Source organism: Cellulomonas aerilata (assembly GCF_007991755.1).
GTDB lineage: Bacteria > Actinomycetota > Actinomycetes > Actinomycetales > Cellulomonadaceae > Pengzhenrongella > Pengzhenrongella aerilata.
In genome coordinates, this window is sequence record NZ_BJYY01000014.1 from 179,620 (window position 1) to 195,900 (window position 16,281).

A 16,281-nucleotide genomic window follows, 5' to 3' on the forward strand; every position below is an offset into this window, starting at 1 on the left:
GCCCGGCCCCCGCGTGCACCGCGGGACGCCGGGCCGTCGGCGTCCGGCGGCGTGGCGGGACCTGTGACGCAGCCGCGGTTCCACCCCGGGGGTGAGCCGGGTAGACTCGTCAGGTTGCCTCGGCGAGGGACGTCGGACGGGCCCCGCGGCGCTGAACCCAGCACCTGCGGTACCCACCAGTGCTGTGCGGGACCTCGGTCCCGCCACGGCTGACGACTTCCGTGATCGACCTGGCGGTCGCTCGCACGCGTGCCCGTCCAGCGTCCCGCGTCGAGGCCACCGCCACCTGCGCACCACCGGTGCCAGCACCTGCCCGACCTGACGTCCCGCCCGAGGAGCCACCGAAGTGTCCGAGACCAAGCTCGTCGCCACCGCCCGCACCGACTTCGGCAAGGGCGCCGCCCGCCGCACGCGCCGCGCCGGCCTCATCCCCGCCGTCCTGTACGGGCACGGCACCGCGCCGGTCCACGTGTCCCTGCCGGGCCACCAGACCTACCTCGCCCTCAAGCACTCGTCGAACCCGCTCTTCGAGATCGACATCGACGGGACCACGCAGCTCGCCCTGGCGAAGGACGTGCAGCGCGACCCCATGCGCGACGAGGCGATCGAGCACCTCGACCTCCTCATCGTCAACCGTGGCGAGAAGGTCACCGTCGACGTCCCGGTGCACGTGGTCGGCGAGTCCGCGCCCGGCACGATCCACGTCGTGGAGAGCCAGACGGTCACCGTCGAGGCGGACGCCACCCAGCTCCCCGAGGCCATCGAGGTCTCCGTCGAGGGTCTGGTCGACGGGACGCAGGTCACCGCCGGCGAGCTCGTCCTGCCGGCCGGCTCCACCCTCGTCGTCGCCCCGGAGCACGTCGTCGTCAGCATCTCCGAGCCGCGCGGCTCCGCCGCCGACGAGGCCGCCGACGCCGAGGTCGCCGCCGAGCAGTCCGCGGCCTCCGCAGCGGCCGACGCGGCCGCGGGCGACGAGTCCTGACGAGCGACGGCACCACGGCACGACCTCTCTGACGCGCGACGCAGCGCCCGGCACCCCCACGGTGCCGGGCGCTTCGTCGTCCCGGACCACGGACCCCGGACCCGACCGACCCGACGTGAGGAGCGACCATGACCGACGGCCTGTGGCTCGTCGTCGGCCTCGGCAACCCCGGACCCGCCTACGCGGGCAACCGGCACAACGTCGGCCAGATGGTCCTCGACGAGCTGGCGAGGCGCGCGGGGACCGGGTTCTCCAGCCGAGCCGTGGGCGGTGCGCGCGCCGCGACGGCCGAGGCCCGACTGGGTGTGCTGCCCGGCGGGGCCCCCGGTCCACGGGTGGTGCTCGCCAAGCCGTCCACCTACATGAACGTCTCCGGGGGGCCGGTCGCCGGGCTGGTGCAGTACTTCGGCGTGACGCCCGAGCACGTCGTCGTCGTGCACGACGAGCTGGACATCCCGTTCGCGGACATCCGGCTCAAGATCGGCGGCGGCGAGGGCGGGCACAACGGCCTGCGGGACATCACCAAGGCCCTGGGCACGAAGGACTACGTCCGCGTGCGCGTCGGCGTCGGCCGGCCGCCGGGCCGGATGGACGCGGCGGACTACGTCCTGAAGGACTTCGCCGGGCCCGAGCGCAAGGAGCTGCCGTGGCTCGTCGACGCGGCGGCCGACGCCGTGGAGCTCGTCCTGACCCAGGGACTGCAGCAGGCGCAGCTCGTCCTGCACACGCGTTCGTGAGCCGCGACGGGTTGAGGCGGCGAACGGGTGAACTGCGTCTCATTCACGCCGACGACCGGGTGAAAACTTACATCCCGGACATCCGCTCGACGCAGGACGCGGATACGGTGGCACGAATCCAACGAAGACGAATTGAGGGTAGGGATCCGTCGTGACGTTGACTGTAGGTCGGGATGTCGAGTGGATTGACTCCTCGGGCGACCGTCGTGGTCGGGCTGCAGGCGTCCGCCGGTCCTGGGCCTCAGCTCAGCCGTTCGAGCCGCGGCGCACCGAGGAGAACGACCTCGCGCCCCAGGTGGCGGAGCGTCGGTGGAAGGTCGTGGCCCGTGGCTACGTCCGCACCACGGTGCTCCTGGACGCGACCGTGGCGGCGCTCGTCGCCCTGGCTGTGCTGGTCCCGCTCATGGGCGTGACCACCGGCGCGCTGGGTGGCGCACTCGTCGGGGCGGCGCTGTTCGTCCTCATGGTGGCGCTGTTCCGCGGCTACGACCCGGACGGGATGGGTGACGGTCCGGGCGAGTTCCAGGCCGTCCTGCGCGGTGGCTCGATGGTCGCGGTGGCCCTGATGACGGCGGCCTTCACGCTCGACGTCGACATCTCCCGGGCCCTGGTCTTCCTCGGTGCCCCGGCGCTCATCGTCGCGTCGAGCCTGGCGCGGTACGGCCACCGCCACCACCTGCACCACCGGCGCACCGCCGGTGAGGCGATGATGCGCACCATCGTCGTCGGCGAGCCGGAGGCCGTCGAGCAGGTCGTCGGCGAGCTGTCCGCCGCGCCGTTCCACGGCTACCAGGTGACCGGCGTGTGCCTGCCGTCGCTGGACAACAAGCCCCCGATGATCGGCCGCCCGGTGCTCGGCGCCATCTCCGACCTGCCGCAGGTCGTGGTGGACAACGCGATCGACGTCGTCATCGTCGCGGGTCACTACCTCAGCGGGAGCGCGCTGCGCCGGCTGTCCTGGGCGCTGGGCCGCACGTCCGCGCAGCTCGTCGTCGCTCCGGACCTCGTCGAGGTGACGGGCCCGCGCCTGTCGGTGCGCCCGACGGCCGGCCTGTCGCTGCTCGAGGTGGAGATCGGTGCCCCGCGTCGCCGCCTCGTCGCCAAGACGGTGCTGGACCGCACCGCCGCGACCCTCGGCCTGCTGGCGCTGTCCCCGGTCATCGGCGGCGCCGCGCTGGCCGTGAAGCTCACGTCCCCCGGCCCCGCGTTCTACCGCCAGACCCGGGTGGGCGTGGACGGGTCGACCTTCACGATCTGGAAGCTGCGGAGCATGTACGTGGACGCCGACGCGCGCCGCGACGCCCTGCTCGAGCAGAACGAGGGCCAGGGCCTGCTGTTCAAGATGCGCCAGGACCCGCGCGTCACCCCGGTGGGCCGCGTGCTGCGCCGGTACTCGATCGACGAGCTGCCGCAGCTGTTCAACGTGGTCCGTGGCGAGATGTCGCTCGTGGGTCCGCGTCCGCCGCTGGTCGCCGAGGTCGAGGCGTACCCGGACATGGTGCAGCGCCGGCTGCACGTCAAGCCGGGCCTGACGGGCCTGTGGCAGGTCAGCGGGCGCTCGGACCTCAGCTGGGACGAGGCGGTCCGCCTGGACCTGCGGTACGTCGACAACTGGTCCGTCGCGATGGACCTGATGATCCTGTGGAAGACCGGGCGTGCGGTGTTCGCCGGGTCCGGGGCGTACTGATCGGTCCTGCTCGCACCGACGCGGACGTGTGCACGGCGCACGTCCGCGTCGTGCGCCCGGGTCCTGCGCCCCGGTCCCCGGTCGTCCCCTGACCGCCGCCGGACCACCTGCGAGGTTGTGGGCGTCCCGGCGGCCAGGCGGGCGACACACCGGGTGAAGGTGCGTCCGGGTCGGTCGCCTGCCGTCCCGGCCGGGTCATCATGCAGGGCAGCGCGTGCCGCCGCCGGCGGTTCCCGGCGCATCCCTCGTACGCCGACCCCTCGGAGGCACGTCCATGACCCCCTCGCCCGTCCCCCGGTCCCTGATCGCCTACAACGGGTACGACTCCGGCCTGGGCAACCGGGTGCGGGTGGTGCTGGGGGCCAAGAGCCTGGCGGAGCTCGAGGGCCGGCGGTTCGCGTACGTGTGGCCGACCGGCAAGCTCTTCGGGCCCAGGTTCTCCGACCTGTGGCACTACCGGGGGCTGACCGTCCCGAGGGCCGTCTCCCGCGCCCTGGCGTACCGCTACCCGTACGTGGACGAGTCGCTGACCTGGCTCGACGACCGCAAGCGGACCGAGACCCTGTGGCAGATCCGCACCGGCAGCCCGCTGCGGCTGCCGCCCGAGGCCAGGCCGTGGCAGGACGAGCTGCGGGCGCTGACGCCCGTCCCGGAGGTGGCCGGCGCGGTCACCCGGTTCTACGACGAGAACCTGCGCGGCGAGCCGTACATCGGCGTGATGATCCGTGCGCACGCCGTCTCGCACGCCCGTACGCGCGAGGCGTCCCCGGTGGAGTGGTACCTGCGCCGGATGGCCGAGATCGTCGAGCGCGATCCGGGGACCCGCTTCTTCCTGTCTTGCGACGTCCCCGAGGTCCAGCGCCGGGTCATGGACGCCTTCCCGACCTGCGTCGCCCAGCAGGGCAAGGGCGGGTACAACTCGGTGGCCGGCGTGCGGTCGGCCCTCGTCGACCTGTACCTGCTCGCGTGCTCGGGGTACATCCTCGGCCCGTACTTCTCGAGCTTCGTGCACCTCGCCGAGCACCTCGCCGGGGACCGGCTGACCTTCGAGACCTCCGTGGTGGAGAGCCCGGGCACGATCGACGCCGCGGCGGCCGGGCTCGCCGCTGACCCGCTGCGGCCCTTCGAGCGGCTCTGACGCGACAGGCCCGCCACCCGGCACGGACGACGACGGGGCCCGCTCTCCATCAGGAGAGCGGGCCCCGTGGTCGTGCGGGACGTGCTGGGTCAGCCCTTCGACACGGTGACCGGCTTGCCGTCGGTGTAGAAGTTGTCGTCCACGGTGAGCCTCGTGGTCGGCGGCGCCAGGATCGCGCAGTTGTCGTGCCGCGTGTCCCGACCGAAGGTGTTGTCCAGGACGGACATGCCCTGGATGGCGCCCCGGCCCTTCTCGGCCACGTTGATGGTGCAGGCCCCGCCGTCGGCCCAGTTGCCCGCGAAGGTCACGTTCGCGACCTTGCCGGTGTCCTGGGTGATCATCACGGCCGCGTTGTTGGCGTCCTCGATGGTGTTGCCCACGATCGCGATGCCGGACCCGGCCTGGATCTGGATGCTGTCGTCGTGCGAGCCGTCCCGGTGGTTGGGGTCGTTCGCGTAGTGCAGGTTGTCGTGCAGCCAGGACGACTCGATCCGGACGTTGCCGCCGGTGATGGCCACCTGGTCGATGACGTGGTGGATGTCGACGCGGCGCAGCGTGAAGCTCTTGCCCACGATGCCGCTGATCCACACGGACTGGTACTGCGGGACGAGCTCGGAGTCCTGGACCAGCAGGCCGGTGCTCGAGGCCTGGATGAGGTGCATCCCGCCGGAGATCGGCTTGCCGCGGACGATCGAGTTCTTGATCGTGACGTCCGGCGCCTTGACGCGGACGAAGCCACGGATGTCCAGGCCGTCGATCACGGTGCCGGCCGTCGTGATGGTGAGGTCACCGTGGTGCACCTTGAGGGTCTTGCCGGCGGGCACGCCGGTGTTCGCCGCGCCGGGCTTGCCACCGACCGGCTGAGCCGGCGCCGGCGCGGGCTTGGGAGCCGGGGCGGGTGCGGGCTTGGGAGCAGGTGCGGGCTTGGGGGCCGGCGCGGCGACGGGCGCGGGAGCCGGCTTCGCGCCCTCGGGGACGATGAAGCGCACGATCTCGGGCGTGACGCGCACCGACGCGTGGTCGTTGTGCAGGGTGACGCGGTTCTTGTCGTTGCTGCCCAGCGTCACGACCTGCGTGCCCGTGTTGGTCTGGCCCTTGTGGGCGACGAGGATCGGGTCACGGTCGCACCGGCCCCAGCTGGTGCAGGCGAGCACCGAGGTCGTGCGCCAGGCGCCGGAGCCGGTCAGGCGCAGCTCGACCGCGGTGGCGCCCGCGGGCTTGTCCTTGAAGGTCAGCACGGACATGCCGCCGGGGCCGATGACGCGGCTGGGCAGCTTGAGCAGGGCCTTCACCGCGGCCTGCGCGTCGGCCTGCGCTGCGACCTCGGGCGCGACCGCGTCCGCGGGCTGGACCGCGTCGGCCTCGTCGGTGATCTCCGCGTCGGGGTCCGGCGACGCCTCGGGCTCGGCAGCCTCGTCCGGGACGACGTCCTCCGCGGGCGCCTCGTCCGGGACGACGTCCTCGACGGGCGCCTCGTCAGCGGGCGTGCCAGAGTCGGAGGCGGCAGCCTCGTCCGGCGACGGCGCGCTGGTGGTGTCGTCGGCAGGGATCGCGACCTCGGCGGTGAGGTCGGCGGGCGGGGCGTCAGCGGCCTGCGCCGGCATCGCGACCGCGAGGATCGACGTGGCGGCGACGAGGACGGTGCACGCCGCCCGGAGGGTCGACTGCTTCCGGCTCGGGGCGTGCGTGTAGGACTGAAGCACGGGGGCTCCCTCAGGTAGGCGACGGGGTCGTCACACCGTGCTCCCGACGCGTGCCCGCCCCCCCGGCCTCGCGTCAGTCCCCACGGTGTTCAGCGGCCCGACGCCACCCCTCCAGAAGGGCTGACCCGGGAACCGGAGCACACGCTAGGCCACCCGGGTGACGGCTGAAAATGCCCTACGTCACACCGCAGCAGGGCGCTGACCAGCACCGTTGGGCGGACGACCGGCAGGCGGCGGCGCCGGTGGCCGGGCGCTGAGGGCCGTTATGCGTCTGTGACCTGGCGTTTCCCCGGGTCTCGGGCGGCCTGTCGTCGGCCCCGAGGCGCGTCAGGATCGAGCCCCGCTCGATGTGTCAATGTGATCATGATCACGCACGCCGATCGGTTTTCGGTCCCACTTCCAGCGTCATCGAAAGCGCTTTCCACAGTCCCAGGTTGCTGCCCGACCACGAACACCACGACCCCCTGGCCGGGGGAGGCCAGGGGGTCGGGACCGGGACAGCGGTGGGATCAGCCCTTCTTGACGGTGACCGCGACGCCGTCGGTGTAGCGGCTGTTGGTGACCGTGACGGGGGTGGTGGGCTTGGCCAGGACGGCGCAGCCGGCGATGCGGGTGCCGCGGCCGAAGGTGCTGTCGGTGACGGTGACGCCCTGGACCGGGCCGTAGGTCTTCTCGGCGATGTTGATGGTGCAGGCGCCGTTGTCGGCCCAGTTCCGGGTCCACGCGACGGTGGACACCTTGCCGCGGTCCTGCGTGATCATCATCGCGGCGTTGTGCGAGCCGGTGATCGTGTTGCCGGTGAACGTGAGGTTGGAGCCGACCTGGACCTGGATGTTGTCGTCGTGGCTGCCGTCGGCGTGGTTGGGGTCGACGCCGGCGGCGTAGTGCAGGTTGTCGTGCAGCCAGCTGGCCTCGACCCGGACGTTGTTGCCGATGATGTGGACCTGGTCGATGACGTGGTGGATGTCGGAGCGCACGACGGTGAAGTTCCGTCCCACGATGCCGTTGATGTAGGGGGAGGGGTTGGCGGCGAATACCTCCGAGTCCTGCAGGGTGAGGCTGTAGGTGTCGCCGTCGACGGTGATCAGGGAGGCGCCGGACGTGGCGGCCGCGCCACCGCGGACGATGGAGTTCTTGATGGTGACGCCTGCGGCCTTGACGTTGACGCGGCCACGGATGTCCAGGCCGTCGATGACGGTGCCGGGGGTGGTGATGGTGAGGTTGCCGTCGTGCACCCGCAGCGCGGTGCCGGCCGGCACCCCGGTGTTCGAGTCGTCCGGCCGGGCGCCGGGGTTGCTCGGCGCGGCGACCGTGACGGCTCGCTGCGTGCGCGCGGTGGCGCCCCGGTTGTCGGTGACGGTCAGCGCGACGGTGTAGGTGCCGGCTGCCGGGTAGGTGTGGGTTCCGGTGGCGCCGGTGCCCGTGGTGCCGTCGCCGTAGGCCCAGGCGTAGCTCGTGATGGTGCCGTCCGCGTCGGTGGACCTGGTGCCGTCCAGCGCGACGGTCAGGCCGGTCGGCGTGGCCGCCACGGCCGCGGTCGGCGCGACGTTCGGGGCCGTCACGGTGACGTCGCGGCGCGCCGTGGCGGTCGCCCCACGGTCGTCGGTCACGGTGAGCGTCACGGGGTAGGTGCCGGCGGCCGGGTAGGTGTGCGACGCCGCGGCGCCCGAGGTGGTGGTGCCGTCGCCGTTGTCCCAGGCGTACGCGACGATCCTGCCGTCCCGGTCGGTGGAGCCGGCCGCGGACAGCGCGACGGACAGGTCCGTGGGGGTAGCCGTCGCGGCCGCGGTGGGCACGACGTTGGGGACGTCGGCGACCACGACGGCACCGGCCGTCGCCGCGGTGGAGGCGACCCGCAGGTCGGAGTACGTCGCGGTCACCGGGCGGGTCGCCGTGCCGGACACGTACGTGGTGAGGCCGACGGCGCCGGCGGTCTGGAGACCGGCGGTGGAGTCCGTCCTGGTGACCTGCCACGTGGTGGGCTCGGTGGCCGAGGCCCGCCACACCTTGGCGCGGATCGTCGTCGGAGCGGTGCCCGTCACCTGCACGCGCACGGCGAGCTTCGTGCCGGGTGCGTAGCTCAGACCGGCCACGTCGGTCGCCGCGAGGGAGGTGCCCGAGCGGGCGATCTGCAGGTTGACGGCGCCGTTGGGCAGCACCTTGACCCGTGCGTGGTAGCTGCTGGTGCCCACCTGGCGGCCGACGACCGACAGGTAGGTGCCGCCCCCGGTCGGTGCGGCGTCCAGGGCGACGTCCGTCCGGACGTCGGCCGTGGTCGTCGTCGCGCTGTGGAGGAAGCTCGAGGCGGTGTGCGCGACGGGGACGCGCTGCCGACCGCCGTTCGCCGACACGGAGAACGTCGCGGCGGCGTTGACGCTGGTCCAGGCGCCACCGACCTCCGCGGTCCCCCAGCCGCCGGTGAGCGACCGGCCGAACCGGTCGAGCGCGACGTCGGTGCCCTGCGTCGTGGTGGCGGCCGTCGCAGCGGGGAGGGCGGCGACGGCGGTGGCGGCCTGCGCAGGGGCCACCGCGGCGGCGAGCAGGCCCGCGGCGACGGCGGAGCACGCTGCTGCCCGGGCGACCCGGCGGGCGAGGTGCGGTGAGGTGGTCCGGGCAGTCGGATGGGCGCCCGCGAGGGGCAGCGCTGTGCGCACGGTGGTCTCCGGTCGTTTCGGTAGCCTGGCGGACCGCGTGGGTCCCATGGCTTTGCGTCCCTGCCTCGCGGCAGGTTTGCCCTTGTCGTGGACGCCTCCCAGATCGACCACACGCGATTCCGTGACGAGGTTTCCGGCGGTGTGACGTGGATCTCACCCGTCCGTGTGGGGCCGTGAGCGTGGCGCGGGTCGCCGCGACGCCCGCCGGGCCGAGCCCGCTGCTCCGGACGGGTGACGACGGCATCGGCCCGGGCCGCTCCGGAGCGCTGCGCTATCCTCGCCCGGCCCGCGACGCGGGCGCTGCGGTGCCAGGTGCGGCCGGCGTGGCCGGCCGGCCGCGGGACGAACGGGCGAGGGGGTCGTGCGTGAGTCACAGGGCACGCGTGGGCAGGGGACGCAGGGGACTGGTCCGTGCGGCCTCGGCGCCGGGGACCGCGGGGACGCCGGACGCGGGGAGCGGCCCTGCGCGCCGGCAGCCTCGGCTGCTGATCGCCCACCCCTCACCGGACGTCTACGGCTCCGACCGGCAGCTGCTGGAGACGGTCGACGGTGCCCGCCGTGCCGGCTGGACGGTGCAGGTGGTGCTGCCCAGCCCCGGCCCGCTCGTGGAGCTGCTGCGCGAGCGAGGCGCCACGGTCCGGGTCGTCGACTTCCCGGTGCTGCGCAAGGCGCTGCTGCGCCCCGGTCCCCTGGTCGGGCTGGCGGCGCGCGGCGCAGTCAGCGTGGCCACGGTGGCCCGCGGTCTGCGCCGGCTCGGTCCGGACGTGGTCTACGTCAACACGGTGACGATCCCGTTCTGGCTGCTCGCCGCACGACTGGCGGGGGTGCCGGCCCTCGCGCACGTGCACGAGGCGGAGGAGGACCAGCCCATGCTGGTCCGGCGTGCCCTCGCCGCCCCGTTCCTCCTCGCCGACGAGGTCGTCGTCAACAGCGCCGCCGCCCGGCGGGTCCTGCTGGACGCGGTCCCGGCGCTGGCGGGCCGGACCACCGTGGTGCACAACGGCGTGCCCGGGCCGCCCGCCGATGCGCCGCCACCCCGGCCCCGGCGAGCGGGTGACCCGGCGCGGCTGGCCCTGGTGGGTCGGCTCTCCCCGCGCAAGGGGATCGACGTCGCACTCGAGGCCGTCGCCCTGCTGGTGGCCCAGGGGCGCGACGTCTCCCTGACCGTGTGCGGGACGCCGTTCCCCGGCTACGAGTGGTACGAGCAGGAGCTGACGGAGCGGGCCGCGCGGCCGGACCTCGCCGGTCGGGTCCACCTGGCCGGCTACGTCCACCCGACCTGGGACGTCCTGGCGGACGCCGACGTCGTGCTGGTGCCCTCGCGGGTGGAGCCGTTCGGCAACACCGCGGCGGAGGCGCTGCTGGCCCGCCGGCCGGTCGTCGCCTCCGGCGTCCAGGGCCTGGCCGAGGTCGTCGTCGACGGCCGCACGGGGCTGCTCGTGCCGGCCGGCGACGCACCCGCCCTGGCCTCGGCGGTCGCGGCGCTGCTGGACGAGCCCGGGACGGCCCGCCGGCTGGCCGACGAGGGGCTGGCCGACGCCCGACGCCGGTTCTCCACCGAGCGGTACGGGCGCGACGTCGTCGCCGCGCTGGAGCGCTGCGGGGGTCCGTCGACGACGCGCGGCACGTCCGCCTGACCGACGAGCCGGCGTGGTCGGCCCACGTGCGGGCGGTCAGGACAGCGTGCGCATCTCCCGGTACCAGCGCACCGCACCGGCGAGCAGGAACAGGGTGTTGATCACGGCGAGTGCGCCGTAGAGCACCACGAACACCCGGGAGAAGCCGATGAGAGCGAAGACGACGCACAGCAGCCCGTAGTCCCCGGGCAGCACGACCAGGGACCGCAGGTAGGGGGCGGGCTCGGACGACGCCGGCCGGGACGACGGCGTGGTGCCCGCGGCGGACCGGCGCAGCTGCTCGGTGAGGATGAGCGCGAAGAAGAACACCGACGCCTGCACCGCGAACAGCATCGGGACGAGCAGCAGACGCTCGTCGGGGAGGTCGTACCAGCGGTACCAGGAGATCAGGACCGCGAGGTGGATGATCGCGATCTTCGTCCCGTCGACGACGTGGTCCAGCCACTCACCCGCCGCGCTGCCCCCGCCGCGCAGCCGGGCCAGCTGGCCGTCGGCGGCGTCGAAGGCGTAGCCGGCCATGAGCAGCAGCGCGATGAGGACGCCGACGGCCGGCGTCGGCCGGACGAGCGCGATCACCGCGAGACCGCTGAAGGTGAGCACGGCGCTGATCAGGGTGACCTGGTTCGGGGTCAGTCCCTGCCGGTACGCCAGCGCCGCGATGTACCGGCCGACCGGCCGGTTGACCCAGCGCGAGTAGGCCGCGGCCCCGCGGTTGCTCTTCTGGGCGCGCGCGAGCCGGGCGACGATGTCGGCCAGCGGCTCCGTCGGGGTGGTCGTGCGGGTCGGGGACTTCATCGGGAGACCTTCCGGGGGGCGGGGGAGGACGGGGCGGCCGGCTCGGACGACAGCGCGGCGGGCAGGGCGATCCGGACGCCGGCGAGCGAGCCGGCCAGCGCCGCCCGCAGCAGCGGCAGGGACCGGGGGTGCAGCAGCCGGCGGTACCCGCCGCGCCGCAGCACCTCCAGCGCGTACGCCGGCGTCCGCAGCAGCCAGGTGCGCACGTCGTGCGGCGGGAGGTTGCGGGCGGCGAACAGCAGCCGGTTGCGGCAGTTGAAGCGGACGTACACGGGGGACTTGTCGCTGCCGGACTGCGTGCCGCCCGCGTCGTGCACGACCTCGAGGTCCGGCCGGTGGACGAGCCGGCCACCGGCGGCGCGCAGCCGCCACGACAGGTCGACGTCCTCCCAGTACAGGAAGAAGTCGTCGCCGAACCCGCCGACGAGGTCCCACGCCGGGGCGCTCACCGCCAGGCAGGCACCGGTCAGCCACGGGTGCGCCACCGCCGGGTCGGCCCCGTCGGCCTTGCCGGTGCGGCCGGCGTCCACCAGGACCTGCGCGCCGCCGAACCACAGGCTCCCGTCGGAACGGACGATCCGCGGCCCCACGAGGGCGAGCGTGTCGTCGGCCGCGGCGCGCAGGAGCGCCGCGACGGTGCCGGGTGGCGCGGTCGCGTCGGGGTTGAGCAGCACGAACGTCGTGCAGCCGAGCGCGCGGGCCCGCGCCACCCCGACGTCCACGCCGGTGCCGAAGCCCAGGTTGCGCTCCGGGGCGACGAGGTCCCAGCCGCGGTCGGCCGCGAGCGCCGCCACGGCCTCGCGCTCGGCCGGTGTGGTCCAGTTGTCCACGACGACGACGTGCTCAGCACCGCAGGCGTCGGCCGCGGGGAGGTTGTGGGCCAGGAGCCGGTGGGAGCCGTAGCTCACCACCACGAGGGCGGTCGCGCTCATGCCGGCACGGTCCGGCGGGTGGCGAGCCGGGCGACGTCGAGGACGCCGCGGATGTCGGACCGCACGGCGGGGACGAGCGCGGTGGCCACCGCGTAGACGACGACCGTGGAACCGGCCGCGGCGAGCACCTGCAGGACGGCGGGGGCACCGGCCATGGCGGTCGTCACCCCCGCGCCGGCCAGTGCGCCGGCGGCGCTCATCGCCAGGATGCGCAGCGCCCCGAGCGCCAGCGCCCGGCCGGGGTACGCCGGCGTCAGCCGGGAGAGCCAGGCCAGCGACAGCGGCCACTCGATCGCCGCAGCCAGCGCGTAGCCGGCGGCGGTGCCCTGGACGCCCCACAGGCTGCCCACGGCGACGCAGGTGATCTTGATCAGGGCCGCGACGAGGGAGTAGCGCAGCAGGGCCCGGGTGAGCCCGCGGGACAGGTACACCCAGTACCCGACGTACGCCAGGGTCTGGCACGCGCCGGCGACGGCGAGCAGCCGCAGGAGGGGCGTGACCGCCTCCCACCGGGCGCCGAGGAACAGGTCGGTGATGGGCTCGGCGGCACCGACGACGAAGCCGAGCCCGGCCACCAGCGAGTAGCCCAGGGCCAGCTGGCCGCGCCGGACGAACTCCCCGTAGCGCCGAGGCTCGTCGGCCAGCCTGGACAGCACGGGCAGCGCCACCGTGGTCGACGGTGCCCGGAGCTGGGTCAGCGGCGACATCAGGAGCTGGAAGGCCCGGTTGTACACGCCGAGCGGGCCTGCCCCGAACCGCACCCCGATCAGGAGCGAGTCCACGTTGTTCGCCGCGTACCCGACGAGCTGGCTGCCCACCATGTCCCAGCCGAAGCGCAGCAGCCCGGCCATCGGCTCGCCGCGCCGCGGCCGGCCCGGCAGCCACCGGGCGGCGGCGACCAGGCCGAGCAGCAGCACGAGCGACTGGGCGACCTGCTGGGCGACCAGGGCCCACAGCCCCCAGCCGGACAGCGCGGCGAGCGCCGCGAGGGTGAGCCCCACCGCGGGCGCGGTGACGTCGACGACGGCCAGCCGCCGGAACTGCAGCCGCCGCACGAGGTCGGCGCGGAACTGGGTGGCGAGCCCGTTGAGCAGGAAGGTGACCGCCAGCACCCGGGTCACGTCGACGAGCGCGGGCTCCCCGTACAGCGCGGCCAGCGGGACGGAGATGGCGAAGGCGATCGCCGCGAGGACCAGCCCGATCCCCGCGTTCGTCCAGAACAGGTTGTCGCGCTGGCCGGTCGACAGGCTCTTGGCCTGGACCGCGGCGTTGGACAGCCCGAAGTCACGGAAGATCTCCCCGACCCCGATCACCGCCAGGACCATCGCCAGGATGCCGTAGTCGTGGGGGTCGAGCAGCCGGGCGAGCACGACCACCGACACCAGCTGCAGGACGATGCGTGCCGCCTGGCCGCCCAGCGTGACGAAGGCTCCGCGCGCCGCCCGCTGGCCCAGCCCCCGGCTCCCGGCGCCGGCCGGGGCGGCGGCTTCGGAGACGTCCGTCCGGCCGACGTCGGGCCGCGTCGCGTCAGGCTCGGTCACGTCGGCCTTCCGCCGTGGCCGGCGCGACGCGGCGCGCCCGGAGCACGGGGACTGGCATGGGGACCTCCTGCGGTCACTGACGGGGGACTCGTGGCCCGGGTCTCGCCGGTGTGCGCAGGCGACCGGTCGCGCGAGGGCGGGGTGGCGCCGCGTCGACAGGGCTCCGTGGGCCAGCGTATCTCCGGCGCAGGGACGGCACGGTGCCGGGGCGGCGCCGCTGCTCCGTCCGGGCGGGTGAAACGTGGCCGGGAGTGTCCGCCTCTGCGGTGGTCTGCGCCGGTATGGGGTCGCTGAGTGGGTGATTGCGCCGCTCGAGTCGTCGTCGCCGAGGACGGACCACCTATCCTCGGTGGACGAGCAGGTGCCCGCGAGTGACGTGCAGCGTGCTCGCCGTGGATTCGGCAGGACGACGGGGGACCATGAGGCCAGCACGGACGGACACGTCTCCACTCAGCATCGCCATGGTCGGGACCCGGGGCGTCCCCGCGCGCTACGGCGGCTTCGAGACGTGCGTCGAGGAGGTCGGTGCCCGGCTCGCCGAGCGGGGCCACGACGTGCTCGTCTACTGCCGCGAGCAGGCCGGGGGGACCGGGCCGGAGGCCTACCGGGGGATGCGGCTCGTGCACCTGCCCGCCATGCGCAAGCGCTCGCTGGAGACCCTCAGCCACACCGGGCTCTCGGTCGCGCACCTCGTGCGGCACCGCACCGACGTCGCCGTCGTGTTCAACGCCGCGAACGCCCCCTGGCTGCCGGTGCTGCGGGCCGCGGGCATCCCGTTCGCCACCCACGTCGACGGCCTGGAGTGGAAGCGCGCCAAGTGGGGCCCCACCGGCCGCCGGTACTACCGCGCGGCGGAGGCGCTGTCGGTGCGCTGGTCCGACGCGCTGATCGCCGACGCCGTCGGCATCCAGGACTACTACCGCGCCGAGTTCGGCGCGGACAGCACGCTGATCCGCTACGGCGCCCCCGTGCTGGACGACTCCGGGTCCGGCCGCGTCGAGGCGCTGGGCCTCCAGCCGCACGGGTACCACCTGGTGGTCGCGCGCTTCGAGCCCGAGAACCACGTCGACCGGATCGTCGACGGCTACCGGCGCAGCGGCGCCCGGCTGCCCCTGGTCGTGGTGGGCTCGGCGCCGTACGCGGACGAGTACACCGCGCGCGTGCACGCGCTGGGCGACGAGCGGGTCCGGTTCCTCGGCGGCGTCTGGGACCAGGACCTGCTCGACGAGCTGTACGCCAACGCCTTCACCTACCTGCACGGGCACTCCGTGGGGGGCACCAACCCGTCGCTGCTGCGCGCGATCGGCGCCGGCGCGGCGACCATCGCGTTCGACGTGTCGTTCAACTGGGAGGTGCTCGGTGAGGCCGGGCGCTACTTCACGACCGTCGAGGACGTCACCCACACGCTGGACGCCGCCGAGGCGGACCCCGACGGCGTCATGCTGCGCGGCCGCAACCTGCGCGAGCGCGCCAAGGGCTACGACTGGGAGGCCGTCACCGACGGCTACGAGGCGCTGTGCCGCGCGCTCGCGAGCGGCGCGGTCGCGGAGCGCGCCACCGGCCGCCGGCGTCGTCAGGCGGACGACGACGTCCAACCGGCCGAGGGCCGCACGCCCATGGTCGCCGTGCGGCAGGTATGAGCCGCACGTCCGACCCCCGGGAGCCCGCCCGGCCCGGTGACCGCCCCGGGGCGCGTCCGCCGACCGGACCCCCGACCGGGCGCCGCCGCACCCTCGCCGTGGCCGCCGGTGCTCTCGTCGCCCTCCTGCTGGTCGTGTGGGCCCTGACGCAGCGGGACGACGACCGTGCACCGGTGACCGCCGACGACGCCGAGCCCACCGTCACCTCGTCGGCGACGCCCGAGCCGTCGGCGACCCCGAGCTCGACGCCGAGCGCGACGCCGGGCGTCGTCCCGGCCCCGGCGCCGGCGCCCGGGCCGGCCGCACCGGACCCGGCCACCCCCGAGCAGCCGGCGCTGCCGCCGCCGCTGACGCCACGGGCGCTGACCGAGGAGGCCGAGATCGGCCCTGAGGCGGTCGCGCGGGTCAGCCGCCTCGAGGCAGTCGAGGGAGAGCCCCAGGGCGTCGGCGAGATCGGTGGTCCCGCGCTGCGGTTCACGATCGAGCTGCAGAACACCGGCACCGGGCCGATCCGCGTGCAGGATGCCGTGGTCAACGTCACGTACGGCGACGAGGCCACCCCGGCGACCGAGGTGAGCGGTCCCGGACGGCAGCCGTTCGTGGGCGACGTCGCCCCCGGCGCCACGGCCACCGGCACGTACGTCTTCGTGGTGCCGACCGAGCAGCGGGGTGCGGTGAGCGTCTCGCTGGAGTACCGGGCCGGTGCCCCGGTCGCCGTCTTCCAGGGGTCCGCGGCCGCTGCTCCGGCGGGGTGAACGCGCGCTTTCACCCGGTCCGACCTCTAAGCCGCACCGAGCGCCACCATATCCTCGTGGCAGCGCCGCGTCGACAGACG

12 protein-coding genes and 1 riboswitch are annotated in these 16,281 nt (G+C 74.3%); of the genes, 7 read left to right on the forward strand and 5 right to left on the reverse strand.

The window, feature by feature from the left end; translation table 11 throughout:
* Nucleotides 1-346 precede the first annotated feature (346 nt).
* From CAE01nite_RS11770 to CAE01nite_RS11785, 4 genes are all read left to right on the forward strand, one after another.
* Nucleotides 347-982, forward strand: coding sequence for a 50S ribosomal protein L25/general stress protein Ctc (locus CAE01nite_RS11770; protein WP_146904547.1), 636 nt, complete (start codon nt 347-349; stop codon nt 980-982).
* Between the two features lie 128 nt (nt 983-1,110).
* Nucleotides 1,111-1,719 (forward strand): aminoacyl-tRNA hydrolase, encoded by a 609-nt coding sequence (gene pth / locus CAE01nite_RS11775; protein ID WP_146904550.1) that lies wholly within the window; start codon nt 1,111-1,113, stop codon nt 1,717-1,719.
* Nucleotides 1,720-1,870: 151 nt separating this feature from the next.
* Nucleotides 1,871-3,406, forward strand: coding sequence for a sugar transferase (locus CAE01nite_RS11780; protein WP_146904553.1), 1,536 nt, complete (start codon nt 1,871-1,873; stop codon nt 3,404-3,406).
* Nucleotides 3,407-3,680: 274 nt separating this feature from the next.
* Nucleotides 3,681-4,544, forward strand: a complete 864-nt coding sequence (locus CAE01nite_RS11785; protein WP_146904556.1) for an O-fucosyltransferase family protein — start codon at nt 3,681-3,683, stop codon at nt 4,542-4,544.
* Nucleotides 4,545-4,633: 89 nt separating this feature from the next.
* Here CAE01nite_RS11785 and CAE01nite_RS11790 read toward each other — a convergent pair whose 3' ends face one another.
* Entirely contained in the window at nt 4,634-6,247 is a 1,614-nt protein-coding gene (locus CAE01nite_RS11790; RefSeq protein ID WP_146904559.1) for a right-handed parallel beta-helix repeat-containing protein, read from the reverse strand.
* 509 nt (nt 6,248-6,756) lie between these two features.
* Nucleotides 6,757-8,901, reverse strand: a complete 2,145-nt coding sequence (locus tag CAE01nite_RS11795) for a PKD domain-containing protein (protein ID WP_146904562.1) — start codon at nt 8,899-8,901, stop codon at nt 6,757-6,759.
* Nucleotides 8,902-8,917: 16 nt separating this feature from the next.
* Nucleotides 8,918-8,992: riboswitch (cyclic di-GMP riboswitch) on the reverse strand.
* A gap of 292 nt (nt 8,993-9,284) precedes the next feature.
* Between CAE01nite_RS11795 and CAE01nite_RS11800 the strand changes: the two genes are divergently transcribed.
* On the forward strand, nt 9,285-10,538 hold the full coding sequence (locus tag CAE01nite_RS11800) for a glycosyltransferase family 4 protein (protein WP_246131166.1): 1,254 nt from the start codon (nt 9,285-9,287) through the stop codon (nt 10,536-10,538).
* 36 nt (nt 10,539-10,574) lie between these two features.
* Here the strand turns inward: CAE01nite_RS11800 and CAE01nite_RS11805 are convergent, their stop codons facing one another.
* The 3 genes from CAE01nite_RS11805 to CAE01nite_RS11815 are packed head-to-tail and all read right to left on the reverse strand — an operon-like array spanning nt 10,575 to nt 13,806.
* Nucleotides 10,575-11,333 (reverse strand): CDP-alcohol phosphatidyltransferase family protein, encoded by a 759-nt coding sequence (locus CAE01nite_RS11805; RefSeq protein WP_146904565.1) that lies wholly within the window; start codon nt 11,331-11,333, stop codon nt 10,575-10,577.
* Nucleotides 11,330-12,265, reverse strand: coding sequence for a glycosyltransferase family 2 protein (locus CAE01nite_RS11810; protein WP_146904568.1), 936 nt, complete (start codon nt 12,263-12,265; stop codon nt 11,330-11,332). Before CAE01nite_RS11810 ends, CAE01nite_RS11805 begins: the two co-directional genes overlap by 4 nt.
* Nucleotides 12,262-13,806, reverse strand: coding sequence for a lipopolysaccharide biosynthesis protein (locus CAE01nite_RS11815; protein WP_146904571.1), 1,545 nt, complete (start codon nt 13,804-13,806; stop codon nt 12,262-12,264). The genes CAE01nite_RS11810 and CAE01nite_RS11815 overlap by 4 nt, the downstream gene beginning before the upstream one ends.
* A gap of 461 nt (nt 13,807-14,267) precedes the next feature.
* Here CAE01nite_RS11815 and CAE01nite_RS11820 point away from each other — a divergent pair, with 461 nt between their 5' ends.
* Both CAE01nite_RS11820 and CAE01nite_RS11825 read left to right on the forward strand, forming a co-directional pair.
* A complete protein-coding gene (locus CAE01nite_RS11820; protein ID WP_246131167.1) occupies nt 14,268-15,446 on the forward strand; it encodes a DUF1972 domain-containing protein in 1,179 nt (392 codons plus the stop codon).
* Nucleotides 15,443-16,201, forward strand: a complete 759-nt coding sequence (locus tag CAE01nite_RS11825; RefSeq protein ID WP_146904578.1) for a DUF4352 domain-containing protein — start codon at nt 15,443-15,445, stop codon at nt 16,199-16,201. Before CAE01nite_RS11820 ends, CAE01nite_RS11825 begins: the two co-directional genes overlap by 4 nt.
* Nucleotides 16,202-16,281: the final 80 nt, after the last annotated feature.

Bases quoted from the DNA above. Each gene is read 5' to 3' on its own strand.
- pth (WP_146904550.1), top strand. From the start codon at position 1,111: ATGACCGACGGCCTGTGGCTCGTCGTCGGCCTCGGCAACCCCGGACCC.
- CAE01nite_RS11785 (WP_146904556.1), top strand. From the start codon at position 3,681: ATGACCCCCTCGCCCGTCCCCCGGTCCCTGATCGCCTACAACGGGTAC.
- CAE01nite_RS11805 (WP_146904565.1), bottom strand. From the start codon at position 11,333: ATGAAGTCCCCGACCCGCACGACCACCCCGACGGAGCCGCTGGCCGAC.
- CAE01nite_RS11810 (WP_146904568.1), bottom strand. From the start codon at position 12,265: ATGAGCGCGACCGCCCTCGTGGTGGTGAGCTACGGCTCCCACCGGCTC.
- CAE01nite_RS11820 (WP_246131167.1), top strand. From the start codon at position 14,268: ATGGTCGGGACCCGGGGCGTCCCCGCGCGCTACGGCGGCTTCGAGACG.
- CAE01nite_RS11825 (WP_146904578.1), top strand. From the start codon at position 15,443: ATGAGCCGCACGTCCGACCCCCGGGAGCCCGCCCGGCCCGGTGACCGC.